13 protein-coding genes are annotated in these 16,570 nt (G+C 41.9%); 9 read left to right on the forward strand and 4 right to left on the reverse strand.

The features are described 5' to 3' along the window. Nucleotides 1–158 precede the first annotated feature (158 nt). The 5 genes from pabB to VCA1004_RS06210 all read left to right on the forward strand — a co-directional run bounded on the left by pabB (nucleotide 159) and on the right by VCA1004_RS06210 (nucleotide 6,591). Entirely contained in the window at nucleotides 159–1,610 is a 1,452-nt protein-coding gene (gene pabB / locus VCA1004_RS06190; RefSeq protein WP_086984212.1) for an aminodeoxychorismate synthase component 1, read from the forward strand. Between the two features lie 141 nt (nucleotides 1,611–1,751). After that, nucleotides 1,752–2,348 carry a CoA pyrophosphatase gene (locus VCA1004_RS06195; RefSeq protein WP_086984209.1) on the forward strand — a complete coding sequence of 199 codons (597 nt, stop codon included), beginning with the start codon at nucleotides 1,752–1,754 and terminating at the stop codon, nucleotides 2,346–2,348. 267 nt (nucleotides 2,349–2,615) lie between these two features. Beyond that, complete coding sequence (locus tag VCA1004_RS06200; protein ID WP_086984660.1) at nucleotides 2,616–3,860, forward strand: aromatic amino acid transport family protein; 1,245 nt, start codon at nucleotides 2,616–2,618, stop codon at nucleotides 3,858–3,860. Nucleotides 3,861–3,998: 138 nt separating this feature from the next. After that, nucleotides 3,999–5,360 carry an L-serine ammonia-lyase gene (locus VCA1004_RS06205; RefSeq protein ID WP_086984205.1) on the forward strand — a complete coding sequence of 454 codons (1,362 nt, stop codon included), beginning with the start codon at nucleotides 3,999–4,001 and terminating at the stop codon, nucleotides 5,358–5,360. Between the two features lie 235 nt (nucleotides 5,361–5,595). Next, on the forward strand, nucleotides 5,596–6,591 hold the full coding sequence (locus VCA1004_RS06210) for a 2-hydroxyacid dehydrogenase (protein ID WP_086984202.1): 996 nt from the start codon (nucleotides 5,596–5,598) through the stop codon (nucleotides 6,589–6,591). 221 nt (nucleotides 6,592–6,812) lie between these two features. Here VCA1004_RS06210 and VCA1004_RS06215 read toward each other — a convergent pair whose 3' ends face one another. Both VCA1004_RS06215 and VCA1004_RS06220 read right to left on the reverse strand, forming a co-directional pair. Next, nucleotides 6,813–7,163: a RidA family protein gene (locus VCA1004_RS06215; RefSeq protein WP_086984199.1), complete on the reverse strand. Its 351-nt coding sequence runs from the start codon at nucleotides 7,161–7,163 to the stop codon at nucleotides 6,813–6,815. Between the two features lie 256 nt (nucleotides 7,164–7,419). Beyond that, nucleotides 7,420–8,001, reverse strand: coding sequence for a hypothetical protein (locus VCA1004_RS06220; RefSeq protein WP_126000522.1), 582 nt, complete (start codon nucleotides 7,999–8,001; stop codon nucleotides 7,420–7,422). Nucleotides 8,002–8,272: 271 nt separating this feature from the next. Here VCA1004_RS06220 and asnS point away from each other — a divergent pair, with 271 nt between their 5' ends. Further along, on the forward strand, nucleotides 8,273–9,673 hold the full coding sequence (gene asnS / locus VCA1004_RS06225; protein WP_086984194.1) for an asparagine--tRNA ligase: 1,401 nt from the start codon (nucleotides 8,273–8,275) through the stop codon (nucleotides 9,671–9,673). Between the two features lie 214 nt (nucleotides 9,674–9,887). Further along, on the forward strand, nucleotides 9,888–10,622 hold the full coding sequence (locus VCA1004_RS06230; protein ID WP_086984191.1) for a TerC family protein: 735 nt from the start codon (nucleotides 9,888–9,890) through the stop codon (nucleotides 10,620–10,622). 49 nt (nucleotides 10,623–10,671) lie between these two features. Here the strand turns inward: VCA1004_RS06230 and VCA1004_RS06235 are convergent, their stop codons facing one another. Next, a complete protein-coding gene (locus tag VCA1004_RS06235; protein ID WP_086984188.1) occupies nucleotides 10,672–11,874 on the reverse strand; it encodes an MFS transporter in 1,203 nt (400 codons plus the stop codon). A 323-nt stretch (nucleotides 11,875–12,197) separates the two neighbouring features. Further along, the gene (locus VCA1004_RS06240) at nucleotides 12,198–12,866 is read right to left on the reverse strand and encodes a YoaK family protein (RefSeq protein ID WP_086984185.1); all 669 of its coding nucleotides are present in this window, start codon (nucleotides 12,864–12,866) and stop codon (nucleotides 12,198–12,200) included. Between the two features lie 157 nt (nucleotides 12,867–13,023). Between VCA1004_RS06240 and VCA1004_RS06245 the strand changes: the two genes are divergently transcribed. Together VCA1004_RS06245 and VCA1004_RS06250 are read left to right on the forward strand one after the other, a co-directional pair. Beyond that, entirely contained in the window at nucleotides 13,024–14,214 is a 1,191-nt protein-coding gene (locus tag VCA1004_RS06245) for an amino acid aminotransferase (protein WP_086984183.1), read from the forward strand. A gap of 188 nt (nucleotides 14,215–14,402) precedes the next feature. After that, nucleotides 14,403–16,556, forward strand: a complete 2,154-nt coding sequence (locus tag VCA1004_RS06250; RefSeq protein WP_086984180.1) for an FAD-dependent oxidoreductase — start codon at nucleotides 14,403–14,405, stop codon at nucleotides 16,554–16,556. The last annotated feature ends 14 nt before the right edge of the window (nucleotides 16,557–16,570 follow it).

Raw genomic sequence — 16,570 nt, forward strand, 5'->3', positions numbered from 1 at the left:
GACACTGTCACTCAAAACCAGTAAATCCTTGTATGAGAAGAATTTAGCGAAACCAATCCATTACCGGCTCATTGCTTCTATTTTAAATCTTGAAATATGATACTCTCGCTCCTCATTGGATTCCACGCAACGACTGAATCTTTGTCACACTTTATAGAATGAATAAGCAAAATAATCCGGATATGACATCAAATAGCCAATACTCTCAATCTCAACGCATAAATATTGTTCAGATCCCCTACCACAAAGAAATCACAACCCATTATTTTGCACGGATCGAACACCTTGCTTGGGCAATGTTATTGCGCTCCGCCGCTGATGGTCATCCCAACAATCGCTACGATATTTTAGTCGCAAACCCTAAAGCGACTTTGGTGACTCATGGTGAAAAAACCACAATATCGACTCAAGACGATGCTGGAAAATCAACTCAAGAAACCTCAGAGCTCGATCCATTTACCTTATTGAATCAATATCAACAAGCTTTGCTGCCTCAAGAATTGTTACCTAACGCCAGCTCAATAGAAGACGTGCCTTTTTGCGGCGGTGCACTTGGGTATTTCAGCTACGATCTAGGCCGTCGTGTGGAAAAAATTCCCTCACTCGCCGAGCAAGATATTCACACCGCAGATATGGCCATTGGTCTTTATGAGTGGGCATTCATTGTCGATCATCAGTTAAAGCAAGCTTATTTCGTGGGAGAAAATATTCAGCAACACCAAGCTTGGCTTTTATCTCAGCAGCCACCTCTCCAAGCGGCCTTCTCTTTAGCCTCCGATTGGCAATCAAATATGACTAAACGTGATTACCACGAGAAGTTTCACGCCATTCAAGCTTATTTACGCTCTGGAGATTGTTATCAGATTAATCTTGCACAACGTTTTAAAGCCCAATATCAAGGTTCTGAATGGCAAGCTTACCAACAGCTAGAGAGTAGCAACCATGCTCCCTTTTCAGCGTTTATTCGTACCGATGAATTAACGTTATTAAGCATTTCACCGGAACGCTTTATTGAATTAAAAGACGGAATTATCGAAACCAAGCCTATTAAAGGGACTCGCCCTCGTTCGCCTCAGCCACAGCAGGATGCACAACTTGCTAATGAGCTGAAACATGCCGAAAAAGATCAAGCCGAAAACCTGATGATCGTCGATCTTCTGCGTAATGATATTGGCCGGGTCGCCAAACCTGGCTCGGTGACGGTTCCAGAACTTTTTACAATAGAAAGCTTTCCAGCGGTGCATCATTTAGTGAGTACGATTCGTGCTATACTCGATAACGGTCAATCCGCCAGCGATCTATTACGAGCTTGTTTCCCTGGAGGTTCCATTACCGGAGCCCCTAAAGTTCGCGCTATGGAAATTATTGAAGAATTAGAGCCCCACCGCCGCAACGCCTATTGTGGCAGTATTGGTTATATAAGTCGTTGTGGCCGCATGGATACTAACATCACCATTCGCACTTTGGTGGCTTATCAACAACATTTATACGCTTGGGCAGGCGGCGGCATTGTGGCAGACAGTCAAGCTGAATCTGAATACCAAGAAACGCTCGATAAACTCAGTCGAATTCTGCCAACGCTCTCGAGTAATAGCCACTCGACCCCCTAATACTTTCAGTTATGTTCTTGCTTGGAAAGTAATCGCTTGGAAGATAATAGCTTGAAAAATAATAGCTTGGAAGGTAATCAAAACTTGACTGGCAATATTAAGGGTTAGTTACTAATAAAAAGGTGAAAGCTGAGGAATACGATGAATACACAAGATTTATTACGCCAATTTTCATTACACGTTCCTCAAGGCTATCACGCGGAAAGCCTACAGCGTGTCGCACACCTCAGCCCAGATTCACTACGAAAAGCAGCGGTTTTAATTCCGTGTGTGGAGCGCGCAAATGGATTGTCGGTGATTTTAACTAAGCGAGCGGCTCACCTTAAACATCATCCCGGACAAATCAGCTTTCCTGGCGGGAAATTTGAACCCGAAGATCGTTGTCTGTCTAATACCGCTTTACGTGAAGCCCAAGAAGAGATTGGTTTAAAGCCAAGCCAAGTCCGCTTGGTTGGGCAACTTCCACCATTAACCACTATCAGCCGCTTTAGTATCACCCCTTTTATGTCTATTGTTGACGCCAATTACCGCAGCAAAATCGATGCTAATGAAGTGGAATCTATTTTTGAAGTCCCCGCTAATTATTTATTTAACCCACAAAATCTCCTCATGAAGCGTATTCATCTAAAAGGTACGACCCATCAAATATTTGCCATTAACTATCAGAAACATTTTATTTGGGGCGTCACCGCACAAATAATTCAATCACTCCAATGTCAATTAAATATTGTCCCTTAATCCTCTATTTATTGTGATTTTTTATAAATGATTGATATGAAATAGTATTTTTTAGCCTCTTAAATCAAATCTCTTCTTAATCATCATAAATGTTTTTAATTCAAACTAGCCATTTTTCGTGACGCGTAGCAAGTTATGAAACACGAGAAGGCTCTTCCGTAAATAACTTGATATTGATCGTATTTTTATTGAAAAAAATAGGGATAATCGCCGCCTATTATTCCTGTTCCAATAATATTAGAGAATACAACTATGCAAACAAAAAGCATGAATGCTACTAAAACTGACATTGCGGTAGCAAGCAAATGGACCTATCAAGATTTTTCTTGGGTTTTGTCATTATTCGGTACCGCAGTCGGCGCAGGAGTTCTCTTCCTTCCGATTAAAGCAGGTGCGGGTGGTTTTTGGCCTTTAGTGGTTTTAGCTATTATTGCAATGCCAATGATTTGGTTAGCGCATAAAGGACTAGCTCGCTTTGTTCTTTCTGCAAAAAATCCAGATGCAGATATTACCGATACCGTTGCTGAACACTTCGGTAGTAAAGGTGCCACTATTATTAAATTTGCGTATTTCTTCGCAATTTACCCTATCGTATTAATTTACGGCGTTGGTATTACCAATACCGTTGACTCTTTCCTTGTTAATCAACTTGGTTTCGAATCAATTCCTCGTTGGTTACTGTCTGGTGCCCTTATTGGCGCGATGACTTGTGGTGTGATCTTTGGTAAAGATTTGATGTTAAAAGCTACATCATTAATGGTATACCCATTAGTCTTTATCTTACTTGCACTCTCTGTGTTTTTAATTCCTGAGTGGAATACCTCGATGATGGAAATCACACCTGACTTATCTGAACTGCCTAAAACAGTTTGGTTAGCGATTCCATTAATCGTATTTTCATTCAACCACAGCCCGATCATCAGCCAGTTCTCTAAAGAACAACGTCGCGTTCATGGTGACACTGCTTGGAAAAAAACTGACATGATCACTGGTGGTGCTGCCACCATGTTAATGGCATTCGTTATGTTCTTCGTGTTCTCAGTAGTATTGTCTCTAACTCCAGAGCAACTGACTGAAGCAAAAGTACAAAACATCAGCGTATTGTCTTACTTAGCGAATATCCACGCATCGCCTTTTATTTCGTATCTTGGGCCTGTGGTCGCATTTTCAGCTATCGTTTCAAGTTACTTTGGTCACTTCCTAGGTGCTCATGAAGGTTTAGTTGGCTTAGTAAAAGTACGTACTTCAATGTCTGAAACAAAAGTTAACAAAATTTCACTGCTATTTATTGTATTGACTACCTGGGTCATTTCAATCATCAACCCAAGCATCTTAGGTATGATTGAATCCATGGGAGCACCAATGATTGCTGCGATCTTGTTCCTAATGCCGATTTATGCGATGCGCAAAGTACCAGCGATGGCCAAACTAAAAACCTCAACGATTGCACAAATCTTTACAGCAATCTGTGGTGTTGCAGCGATTACTTCTGTACTCTACGGCTCCTTTTAAGCCTTGACGTTGAATGATGGAAAATAGACTATAATTCAACGTATCGGTACAAAGTATTTACAAAATAACAACAAGCTGTTTAAGCAGTACAGATAACAATAAAGCCTCGATTTTCGGGGCTTATTTAGAGGTAATAACATGATCAGTGTTTTTGATATCTATAAAATTGGTGTTGGACCGTCGAGCTCACACACTGTAGGCCCGATGAAAGCAGGTAAGCAATTTATTGATGACCTTACTGAACAAGGCAAATTAGCAGATATTACAAAAATTACGGTCGATGTTTACGGTTCATTATCATTGACAGGGAAAGGTCACCATACTGATATCGCTATTATTATGGGTCTGGCAGGCAACACGCCAGAACACGTAGATATTGACGCTATTCCGGGCTTTATTGCGCAAGTTGAAAATACTGAACGCTTGCCAGTAAATATGAATAGCCATATTGTCGACTTTCCTAAAGACGGTGGCATGAATTTCCATAGAACCAATTTATCCTTACATGAAAATGGCATGACCATTCATGCGTGGGTAAACGAAACTGTGGCCTATTCTAAAACTTACTATTCGATCGGCGGTGGCTTTATCGTTGATGAAGAAAATTTTGGTAAGAAAGTAGAATCTACTGTGCACGTTCCTTATGAGTTTAATACGGCAACAGAACTTGTCGCATTATGTAAAGAGCACGGTCTTTCTATCAGTACCTTAGTGATGAAAAATGAAAGCGCACATTATTCACAAGAACAAGTTTGTGAATACTTTGCCAACATTTGGAAAACCATGAGCGATTGCATGGAAAAAGGAATGAATACAGAAGGCATTCTTCCCGGTCCATTGCGCGTACCTCGTCGTGCTGCGGCTCTGCGTCAACAATTGTTAACTTCTTCCAATACTTCAACCGACCCAATGGCGGTGATCGATTGGGTTAACATGTTTGCGTTTGCTGTCAACGAAGAGAATGCGGCTGGCGGTCGTGTTGTCACCGCGCCAACTAATGGTGCATGTGGCATTATTCCTGCGGTACTGGCCTACTACGATAAATTCATTCAGCCAGTAACGGAAAAAGACTATATCCGCTACTTTGCAGCTTCAGGTGCTATTGGTGGTTTATACAAACAAAATGCTTCTATTTCAGGGGCAGAAGTGGGTTGCCAAGGTGAAGTGGGCGTAGCTTGTTCTATGGCTGCAGCAGGTTTAGCTGAACTATTAGGTGGTAGCCCTGAACAAGTTTGTATGGCTGCAGAAATCGGCATGGAGCACAACTTAGGTCTCACTTGTGACCCTGTCGCAGGACAAGTTCAAGTACCATGTATTGAGCGAAATGGTATTGCTGCAGTTAAAGCGATTAACTCTAGCCGTATGGCGTTACGTCGTTCATCAGAGCCACGTGTGTCATTAGATAAAGTGATCGAAACGATGCTGGAAACTGGTAAAGATATGAACGCGAAATACCGTGAAACCTCACAAGGTGGGTTAGCTGTAAAAGTGATTTGTTAATCTACACTTAATCGCTTCATTTCCCGATTTACCCTTTCAAATAAAAAGGTGCACAGAAATCTTCTGCGCACCTTTTTTTATCTTTAGCCCATCGACTTTATTTAGCCTATTGATTTTCTTTCGTCCATTAGGTCCGCTTTAAAAGATCTTAAATAAAATGAATAAATGAGAAGTATTGTTAATTGGGATGCATTAGGTGTAACCTTTAAGACACATCAATTTACAAGGTATCGAGATGAAAATTTCATTTTTTAGCACCAAATCTTATGACGAAATATCTTTCACTAAAGCCAATGAAAAATTTCAATATGAATGTCATTTTTTTAATTTCCAACTCGATGAAAAAACAGCGTCACTGGCAGAAGGCTCGACCATTGTCTGTGCTTTTGTTAATGATGAACTAAACCGTCCTGTGCTTGAAAAGCTCGCGAGACAAGGTACTGAGTTAATTGCAATGCGTTGTGCTGGGTTTGACCGTATCGACTTAGCTGCCGCCAAAGAACTTGGGTTACAAGTCGTCAGAGTCCCTGCTTATTCACCTGAAGCTATCGCTGAGCATGCCGTAGGATTAATGATGTGTTTAAACCGTCGTTATCATAAAGCCTATCAACGAACACGTGATGCTAACTTTTCTTTAGAGGGGTTAACTGGTTTTAATTTCCATGGCAAAACAGTTGGGGTTATTGGAACTGGCAAGATTGGCTTAGCCACCATGCGAATCCTCAAAGGCTTTGGCATGAACATTTTATGTTATGACCCTTACCCAAATGACACTGCAATAGAAATCGGTGCCACCTACGCCTCTTTAGATGAGATTTACCAACAAGCGGATGTGATCACACTGCACTGCCCTTTAACTCCAGAAAATCGACGTTTATTAAATGCCGAATCATTTAATAAAATGAAAGATAATGTGATGATCATTAACACCAGTCGTGGCGGATTACTCGATTCACAAGATGCGATTCAAGCATTAAAAGCCGGGAAAATTGGCTCGTTAGGTTTAGATGTTTACGACAACGAAAAAGCATTATTCTTCCAAGATAAATCAAATGATATTATCACCGACGATGTCTTCCGCCGTTTATCTGCTTGCCACAATGTGCTGTTTACTGGCCATCAAGCATTTTTAACCACTGAAGCCTTACAAAATATTGCTGAAACAACATTAAATAACATCCACGCCTTCTTAAACCACCAGCGCTCTGGCAATGAAGTCATCGAAGCTTGATAAGCCAATGCACTAATTCTCGTGTTATACCAATCACACGAATTAGATGGTCAGAAATTGCGTAGAAAAAAGACTTGAGAATAAGGCTCAAATGTCGATAAGTAGTGCTCTTACAATGACAATTTTAATCAGATAAACTCACAAAGCCCGTTGCGTTCATCCAACACAACGGGCTTTAACTTTATCTGGCAATAAACCCAAAACATAATAGATACTTCATGTTATGGCGCGACTGCCACAAAAGCAATTTCAACAAGGTACTCCGGCTTAGCCAATTCCACCTTTACACAAGCACGACTTGGCGCACATCCTGTGGGTAGCCACGTTTCCCATTCTTGATTGAAAGCTTCTATATTGGCGAAATCCGTCAGATAAATCGTGCACGATAAAATTTGGCTTTTATCACTGTTCACGCTTGCCAACATCTCTTCTGCCTGTGCAAATACCTGCTGTGCTTGGCCTCGAATGTCCGCACTGAGATCACTTTCAGGTACTTCTACAAAATGGGCAATTCCATTATAAACAGTGACATCCGACCAACGAGCACAAGGATTAATACGTTTAATTGTCATGTTTTCTCTCATTATGTTTCTAAAATCTCTGGCAGCCTAACAAACTGCTCCTCATACCATTATCTTAGTGAGCCCTTGAACGGTCTCGATGCCCTTTTATTTAACTAACCAGCCTTTTCTAGCTAATCTGGCTTCTTTAACTAAATTGGCCTCTTTTTAATTAACTTGGCCTATTGCATTGATTTAAGCGAAGTTAAACGCCCAAAGTGGGTATTGAGTGGTATCTAGTTATCTGCAAGCTAAGGTTAACTACTCGCTATTTCTGCTCAACTCCTGATTGAAGAGTAAGGTTGCGATGAACTTGTTTCATTAATTCATCCAAATTCAATGAAAAGGCATAACTCACAGGTTGCTCAACGGTAAAAGTACAATTGTGTTGCTCACCTTTTAAATAAATGACCAACGGCCCTTCACTGGCACTCTTCAATTGCGCCTCAGACAGAGTTAACGCCAAGTTTTCATAAACCACAGAATCCGATTTATTTTCGGGCTGATAAGTGTGCAGTGGATAATGCTCACCATGATCATTAAATGCTTTGTTGATGCCATAATGACCTTGAGACGATTTCAAACGAATGTACAATTGCGTTTGTTGATTGCCACTAGGATACACCGAGCTACGATAACGATAGCCTAAACCATCCCATTGTTCGTCACATTTGGCCCAATAAGAATCGGTTTGTAAATCTAAACTACGGGTAATCGGGTCACGTTGCAGCGTCATATTATCGTTGACGTCTTGCGCCGACTTAACCGACACTTGATCACCACCAATCGTCGAACATCCCGCCAAGAAAGCGACACATATTACGCTCGTAGAAAGTAATCGAAAGCTCACCTTTCCCCCTGTTTATCCAAACTATGAGTTAATCCATTGATGTGCTCATTGTAGACTGACTAAAAGACGGATTGCTTGTTTTTTTATTTATATTTTGGTTGTTATCACTTCATTTACGATTCAAAGCATTAAAAATACAAATTAATCTGCAATAAAAGGTTGAAGCCAGTCCTGTGATGGGTAATATGTCGAATACTTGTGATAATTTGATGTCGCATTCTATTTTGATCGTTTACATCGCCTTTCGAGCGGTGTGTTTATGGAGAACAACATGACTTACGCGCCTGTAACCGACGTACTAAGCGGTAAATTAGCCGTCGACAGTGAAATTACTGTTCGCGGCTGGATCCGTACACGTCGTGATTCCAAAGCTGGAATCTCTTTCCTTGCCATTTATGACGGCTCTTGTTTCGACCCGATTCAGGCCGTGGTCCCTAATGAGTTAAATAATTACAACGACGAAGTCTTAAAACTAACAACAGGTTGTTCTGTTGAAGTGACTGGTAAAATCGTTGAGTCTCCGGCAAAAGGTCAAGACTTCGAACTAGCTGCAACCGCCGTTAAAGTGGTTGGTTGGGTTGAAGATGCTGAAACCTACCCAATGGCAAAAACTCGTCACTCTATCGAATACTTACGTGAAGTAGCTCACCTTCGTCCTCGTACCAACGTGATTGGTGCGGTAGCACGTGTTCGTAACTGTTTGTCTCAAGCCATTCACCGTTTCTACCATGAAAATGGTTATTTCTGGATGTCTGCGCCATTGATCACCGCTTCTGATGCAGAAGGTGCGGGTGAGATGTTCCGTGTGTCTACTCTTGATCATGCTAACCTACCGCTTACTGATAAAGGTGATGTTGATTACGACCAAGACTTCTTTGGTAAAGAAACCTTCTTAACCGTTTCAGGTCAGTTAAACGCAGAAACCTACGCTTGCGCATTAAGCAAAGTGTACACTTTCGGCCCGACGTTCCGTGCTGAAAATTCAAATACAAGCCGTCACTTAGCTGAGTTTTGGATGGTGGAACCTGAAGTGGCGTTTGCTGATCTTAACGATGTCGCAAAACTGGCTGAAGATATGTTGAAATACGTATTCAAAGCGGTCTTGGCTGAGCGTCGTGATGATCTTGAATTCTTTGCTTCTCGCATTGATAAAGAAGCCATTACTCGCCTAGAGCAATTTGTTGAATCAGATTTCGCACAAGTGGACTACACCGATGCTATCCAAATTCTGAAAGACTCTGGCCGCAAGTTTGAGTTTGATGTTGAATGGGGTATCGACATGTCGTCTGAACATGAGCGTTACCTAGCAGAAGAGCACTTTAAAGCTCCAGTTATCGTGAAGAACTACCCGAAAGATATCAAAGCTTTCTACATGCGTATGAACGATGACGGTAAAACCGTTGCCGCTATGGACGTTTTAGCACCTGGCATTGGTGAGATCATTGGTGGCTCTCAACGTGAAGAGCGTTTAGACGTATTAGATGCACGTATGGTGGCAATGGGTATCGACCCTGAGCACATGTCTTGGTATCGCGATCTACGCCGTTACGGTACCGTTCCACACGCAGGTTTTGGTCTTGGTTTTGAGCGTCTTGTATCTTATGTGACTGGCATGGGTAACGTACGTGATGTGATCCCATTCCCACGTACTCCACGTAGCGCAAACTTCTAAAATAATTAGATAAATTGTGAATAAAACGCCTGCAAAATACGCAGGCGTTTTTGTTTTTTTAAAATCATACAAATCGTTACAATTCAGAATATTGCCAACCTTTTGAACTTATGGTCAACTCTAGATCCCTAAGTTATATGAGGTTATTACAATTAATGGACGACCCCTTTAGTCGACAGACACTTTTCCTATCTTCCGCTCTTGGAGGATTCGTATGTTAGAACTTTTATCACAACCTGAAGTTTGGTTAATTTTCCTTACCCTCTTCTCCCTAGAAATTATTTTAGGTATCGACAACATTATTTTTATTTCGGTGTTATGTGAACGCTTACCGCAACATCAACGTAAGTTTGCACGCAACATGGGGATAATGTTGGCCGTTATGGCTCGTATTCTTCTCGTTTTCTCAATTGCATGGATAATGTCGTTATCTCAACCGATCTTGCAATTTGGAAGCGTTATCTTTACTGGCCGCGATATCATCATGATCTTAGGCGGGCTTTTCTTAATGCTGAAAAGCTTGAAAGAATTATGGGGATGGTTAAACCCAACAAAAGAAACACATTCAACGTGTTTACGCACGGGCTTAGCGGTAGTGTTATTACAGATTGTGGCTGTTGATGCTGTCTTTTCAATGGACTCAGTGATCACCGCAATTGGATTGACCAATGACATCCCTATCATGATTGCCGCGATTGTCAGCTCAGCTTGTGTGATGGTCATGGTTGCTGAAAGAATCAACAATGTGGTCATGCAATATCCCGGCTTTAAAACGCTTGCGTTATTGTTCTTGGTACTATTGGGCGGCTTATTAATGGCTGAAGGCTTTGATATTCATGTCAATAAAGGCTACGTCTACTTTGCGATGTGCTTCGGTATTTTATTAGAATTGTGTCATATTCGAATTAAAAAAATACAGCTAACGAAGCCAGTTGAGCAAACTTCTTAACCTTATCTGTGTGATTTGCGCTATCTCAATGTTGTGGCATTGAGATAGCCTACTCGATGACTCTCTCTTTACCCGCAAACCAACCTAAACACGCGGATATAACACAAATAGATAGGATCATCAGCAACACTTCCATCCAGCGATGATGCAACCCATACAAAAATCCAGCCAATAATGGTCCAATCGACGCTAAGGAATAACCGATAAATTGCGCGATCCCAGATAACGCAGTCGCCTGCAAAGTATTTTGTGTACGGAAGCTGATGAATGATAAACCCAGTATAAACCAAGCCCCGGAGGCTAACCCCAACACCATTGACCACACATAAGCGAACTGTGGCAGAAATATTAACCCAACCGTAGAACAAGCAGCGATTAAACAAATAGACACCGCCGGTAAACATTGATTGGATAGACGTGCCACTAACGGGATAACAAATAACCCCGGTAATGCGGTACCAATTTGAAAGACCCCATGCACAACTCCTGCTTCCGATGCGCTATAGCCATGCCCCACTAAAATACTGGGTAGCCAAGCGATAATGGTATAAGTGAAAAACGAACCACAACCTAAATAAAAAGCCACTTGCCAAGCTAAACGATGTCGCCATAAATTTGTTACCGGTGAATCCGAAGTGTTCATGCTACTGGGTTTTTGATTGTATTTTAGTTGTGGTAACCAAACGATTATCGCAACCACTCCTATCACACTTAATGCGGCTAACGAGCCTTGCCAACCTAGGCCTTGAAATTGCGCCAATGGTATTGAAAATGCCGAGGCCGAGGCGGAAGCAATCCCCATCGCTAATACATAACTTGAAGTTAGAAGCGCCACTTTCATGGGGAAATCACGTTTAACAATAATCGGCAACAACACATTACCAATACTCACGCCAACCCCGATCGAAGCCGTCCCTATAAATAACCATTCAACCGTACCGAGTGAGCGAATCACAATGCCAAAAGTGATCAATAGCAGCGCCACAATAATCGTGAGTTCGACGCCTAATCGCTTGGTTAAAAATGCCGCAGGTGGCGCAAAAATAGCAAAACAAATTAAAGGAAGCGTGGTGAGTAAACCGGCTTGAGTCGCCGATAAATGAAAAGCCTGAGAAATCATCTCGATCATAGGTGCGACCCCAGTCACCGGCGCTCTTAAATTGGCCGCCAGCAGCATCACCGCCACAATCAACATTGCTATATTTCGAGATGAATATGATGTCCGTAATTTTCGAGTAATCGACAAAGGCATAAAATTTCCATTTTTAAAGAGATGAAGGGTGAACACGATCAAAAGAGCAATGGCGTACACCATTTGCTCTCTACAATGGGCTAAAAACCATTAAGAAGACAAACAACCCAATGAAACTTAAAGATGTTAATTTCTCATCAAGAGAAAAGGGAAGTCATTCAGAGAGAAGTGACGCGCAGGATTATATTTTGGCGACCATCTTCGTCCTTGAAGAAGTCATTGTAAACTGAAGAAACAAGACTGTCATGTTGCCATGTAGCAAAAATGTTATCGCCATTAATTAAAATATTATCACCATTAATTAAAGTCAGTCGATTAGCGGATTAAAGCGAGTGGCGCTTTTGGGTTTGACGATAAATCCGATACCCAAGAGCCAATACTAAACAACAACTTGCAGGAAAAAATAACGCCATCACACTAAAGCGATCAAACATCACTTTCGCTACAAAGGCCCCACAAATAAAGCCGGTGATAATAACAAAAAACATCACAAATTTTCGGCGATTAAGAGGATAGCCAGATACCTTTCTTCCTAACATTATCCCAAGATCGGTAAATAAGCCGGTTAAGTGAGTAGTACGAATCACCGCCCCACTGTACGTCGTTACCAAAGCATTTTGCAGCCCACAAGCCATCGAAGCTAAAAACAAACCAACACTGATATGCTCTTCAAGTAAAAAGGCACAAATAAAAAGCAGTGTTGCCTCCAGTAATAACACCGAATCATAATGGCGACCTAGCTTTAAAGACTCTCCAAAAATCAACACCCCTGAAATAGCCGAACCTAAAACAAAGCTCGTCACTAGCCCAATTAAAAACCACGCTTGTAACGGTGACTGAAAAAAATGGATCCCAACTAAGGTGACGCTACCCGATAAATGGGAGATGGCTTGATGCTCGAATCCAAGTAATCCGATTGCATTAACAAAACCGGCAATAAAGGCTAAGGTGAAAGTGCCGTATTCGACCCACCTAGGTAATTTAGTAAACACGCTTTTTCCCTCAAAAAATACCCGGCAATTTTACTTAAGTTTGTCACGACCAAAATGATATGAATCAAACAAGCTCTCAAGTACGATTTCAGGTTGTAACTCAATGCTTATAACGGTATAAATAATCACATATTTACTCATCTACATGGACGGAATTATGTTTGAAAAAGTACCTGCTGCCCCTGCCGACCCGATTCTTGGTTTAACTGAAGAATTTAAGAATGATTCTCGCGCTCACAAAATCAACTTAGGCGTTGGCATCTACAAAAATGAAGATGGCCAAACGCCCGTACTTGCGACCGTAAAAAAAGCGGAAGCTGCGTTGCTTGAATCAGAAAAAACCAAATCATATTTAACCATTGAAGGCACAGCCGAATATGGCCTTGCGGTTCAAAAACTGCTGTTTGGTGCGGATTCTAACATTGTTACGAATAAATTAGCCAAAACCGCTCAAGCTCCAGGTGGTACAGGTGCCCTTCGTGTCGCGGGTGAATTCATTAAACGTGAGCTGGATGCCAATAAAATTTGGATCAGTAACCCGACATGGGCAAACCACATTGGGGTGTTCACCGCAGCAGGTCTAGAAACCGCTCAGTATAACTACTACAACGCCGAAACGCATGATAAAGATTTCAATGCGATGCTAGCGAGCTTAGCCGATGCACAAACCGGCGATATCGTTTTACTGCATGGCTGTTGCCATAACCCAACCGGCATCGATCCAACGCCTGCTGAATGGGAACAACTCGCGCAATTATGTGCAGATAAAGGTTTATTACCGCTGTTTGATTTCGCCTACCAAGGTTTTGCTAAAGGCGTAGAAGAAGACGCCGCAGGTCTACGTACTTTTGCCAAGTATTGTGATGAAATCTTAGTTGCGAGTTCGTTTTCGAAAAACTTCGGTTTGTACAATGAACGTGTGGGGGCATTTACCCTAGTTGCAGCGACGGCTGAAACGGCAAACACGGCCTTCTCTCAAGTGAAGAAAATCATTCGCTCTATTTATTCAAACCCACCAGCTCATGGTGCGGCAGTGGTAACACACATCCTCAACGATTCCGCATTACGTACTGAATGGGAAGCGGAAGTCACCGAGATGCGCGATCGTATTCAAGAGATGCGTACCTTATTTGTGCAAACACTTAAAGCAGAAGGTGTCTCACAAGACTTTAGCTTTATTGAAGCACAAAATGGCATGTTCTCTTTCTCGGGTTTAAATAAAGAACAAGTCGCCCGCTTAAAAGAAGAGTTTGCCATTTATATCGTCGGCTCTGGTCGCATCAGCGTCGCCGGTATGACGAAAAATAACATGGGACCTTTATGTAAAGGTATTGCGGCGGTTTTATAACTTAAGCTCTAATCCAACCTGAAAAGGTCAGCAATCTACTGCTGACCTTTTTCTTTTTAGGCCACTCTTTTCGTCTATTTCGCTATTTTCTACTTGGCCATTTAATAATCTTGAAATTTTTTATCTTGTTTGCGTTTCTTATAAAGAAGATCCCTTATTCTCACCTTCGATACCGCTAAGGAAAGTCGATGATAAAAAAGCTATTTGTACTCATTGTTGTTGCAGCCATCGTCCTGACATTTTTTATGCTCGATTTGCACCATACCCTCACATTGGAAGGCCTTAAAACCAGATTAGATGAGTTTACGGTTTGGAAAGAAAACTCACCCACCTTAGTTGCAGCTATCTATTTTATTATTTATATCATAGTGACGGCGCTGTCTTTACCGGGTGCGGTGATCTTAACTCTCGCCGGTGGAGCATTATTTGGGCTTGTTACTGGCCTCATTTTGGTATCATTTGCCTCGACCATCGGTGCTACTTTGGCCTTTTTAGTCGCACGATTTTTATTACGAGAAAGTATTGAAGCCAAATTTTCAACTCGTATTGAGGCGATTAACCAAGGAATTGAGCGTGATGGTGCTTTTTATCTGTTTACTTTGAGGTTAGTGCCTATATTTCCCTTTTTCCTGATCAATCTATTAATGGGGTTAACCAAAATAAAAACCCTCACTTTCTATCTGATCAGCCAAGTAGGTATGTTCGCTGGCACTATCGTGTATGTTAACGCCGGTACTCAACTGGCAAAAATTGACAGTTTACAAGGTATCTTATCTCCCAGCTTATTGTTTTCTTTTGCATTATTAGGCATTTTTCCTTTATTGGCCAAAGCCATCCTAAATCGCCTTCAACAACGACGTGTGTATGCCAAATGGAAAAAGCCAACCGCTTTTGATCGTAATATGATTGTGATTGGTGGCGGTGCCGCAGGTCTAGTCAGCAGCTATATTGCTGCAACAGTACGAGCCAAAGTGACCTTAATTGAAACTCATAAGATGGGCGGAGATTGCTTAAACTATGGTTGCGTCCCCAGCAAAGCTCTCATAAAGAGCGCAAAAGTCGCCGAGCAATTTCGTCATGCTGAAAATTATGGACTTGAAAATCATGAAGTAAGCTTCTCATTTAAAAAAGTGATGCAGCGTGTCCATGATGTCGTCAGCCAGGTAGAACCTCATGACAGTATTGAACGTTATACTCAACTCGGCGTGGAGGTTAAAACTGGCTACGCCACGATTATCGACCCTTGGACCGTTGAAATTACCTCTCCAGACGGAAGCTGCGAACGGTTAACTACCCGCAGCATTGTGATCGCAACCGGAGCCCGTCCCTTTGTCCCTAACTTACCAGGCTTAGAAGACGTCGGTTACGTCACCAGTGACACCTTATGGGAAACCTTTGGTAAATTAGAACAGCCACCAAAGCGTTTAGTCGTTTTAGGCGGTGGCCCTATCGGCTGTGAGCTCTCACAAAGTTTTGCACGTTTAGGCTCACAAGTTATTCAAATTGAAATGGCCGAACGACTAATGCTAAGAGAAGACCCCGAAGTTTCGCAGCTTGCTTATCAAGAATTGACTCAAAGTGGTGTGCATATTTTGACTGAGCACAAAGCTTTACGTTGTGAACTCAAAAATGGTCAGAAAATCTTAGTCGCAGAGCATCAACAGCAAGAAATAGAAATACCTTTTGATCAATTACTATGTGCGGTAGGTCGTTCGGCTCGCCTTGAAGGATATGGACTAGAAGCCTTGGGGATTGAAACCAATCGTACAGTACAAACCAATGATTATTTAGAGACTTTATATCCGAATATTTTTGCAGCCGGTGATATTGTCGGCCCATATCAATTCACCCATGTCGCGGCTCACCAAGCCTGGTACGCTGCGGTGAATGCGCTCTTTGGTCAGTTCAAAAAATTCAAAGTCGATTATCGCGTCATTCCTTGGACCACCTTTATCGATCCCGAAGTTGCCCGTGTGGGATTAAATGAAACCGAAGCGACACAACAAGGCATTGAATATGAAGTCACGCGCTTTGAGTTTGCCGAATTGGATCGGGCGATTGCCGAAAGCAACACCAAAGGTTTTATCAAAGTCATCACCCCTAAAGGCAAAGATACCATCTTAGGCGTAACCATTGTGGCACAGCAAGCAGGTGATTTAATTGCGGAATTTGTGCTTGCGATGAAGCATGGACTGGGGCTCAATAAAATTTTAGGCACCATTCATGCTTACCCAACTTGGGCAGAAGGCAATAAATATGCCGCAGGTGAATGGAAAAAAGCCCATGCTCCACAAACCCTTTTAAATTGGCTGGAAAAATACCACCAATGGCGTCGTAATTAATGATAAAGATAATG

It is taken from the genome of Vibrio aphrogenes, from assembly GCF_002157735.2.
Taxonomy (GTDB): domain Bacteria; phylum Pseudomonadota; class Gammaproteobacteria; order Enterobacterales; family Vibrionaceae; genus Vibrio; species Vibrio aphrogenes.

Bases quoted from the DNA above. Each gene is read 5' to 3' on its own strand.
- pabB (WP_086984212.1), top strand. From the start codon at position 159: ATGAATAAGCAAAATAATCCGGATATGACATCAAATAGCCAATACTCT.
- VCA1004_RS06195 (WP_086984209.1), top strand. From the start codon at position 1,752: ATGAATACACAAGATTTATTACGCCAATTTTCATTACACGTTCCTCAA.
- VCA1004_RS06200 (WP_086984660.1), top strand. From the start codon at position 2,616: ATGAATGCTACTAAAACTGACATTGCGGTAGCAAGCAAATGGACCTAT.
- VCA1004_RS06205 (WP_086984205.1), top strand. From the start codon at position 3,999: ATGATCAGTGTTTTTGATATCTATAAAATTGGTGTTGGACCGTCGAGC.
- VCA1004_RS06210 (WP_086984202.1), top strand. From the start codon at position 5,596: ATGAAAATTTCATTTTTTAGCACCAAATCTTATGACGAAATATCTTTC.
- VCA1004_RS06215 (WP_086984199.1), bottom strand. From the start codon at position 7,163: ATGACAATTAAACGTATTAATCCTTGTGCTCGTTGGTCGGATGTCACT.
- asnS (WP_086984194.1), top strand. From the start codon at position 8,273: ATGACTTACGCGCCTGTAACCGACGTACTAAGCGGTAAATTAGCCGTC.
- VCA1004_RS06230 (WP_086984191.1), top strand. From the start codon at position 9,888: ATGTTAGAACTTTTATCACAACCTGAAGTTTGGTTAATTTTCCTTACC.
- VCA1004_RS06235 (WP_086984188.1), bottom strand. From the start codon at position 11,874: ATGCCTTTGTCGATTACTCGAAAATTACGGACATCATATTCATCTCGA.
- VCA1004_RS06245 (WP_086984183.1), top strand. From the start codon at position 13,024: ATGTTTGAAAAAGTACCTGCTGCCCCTGCCGACCCGATTCTTGGTTTA.
- VCA1004_RS06250 (WP_086984180.1), top strand. From the start codon at position 14,403: ATGATAAAAAAGCTATTTGTACTCATTGTTGTTGCAGCCATCGTCCTG.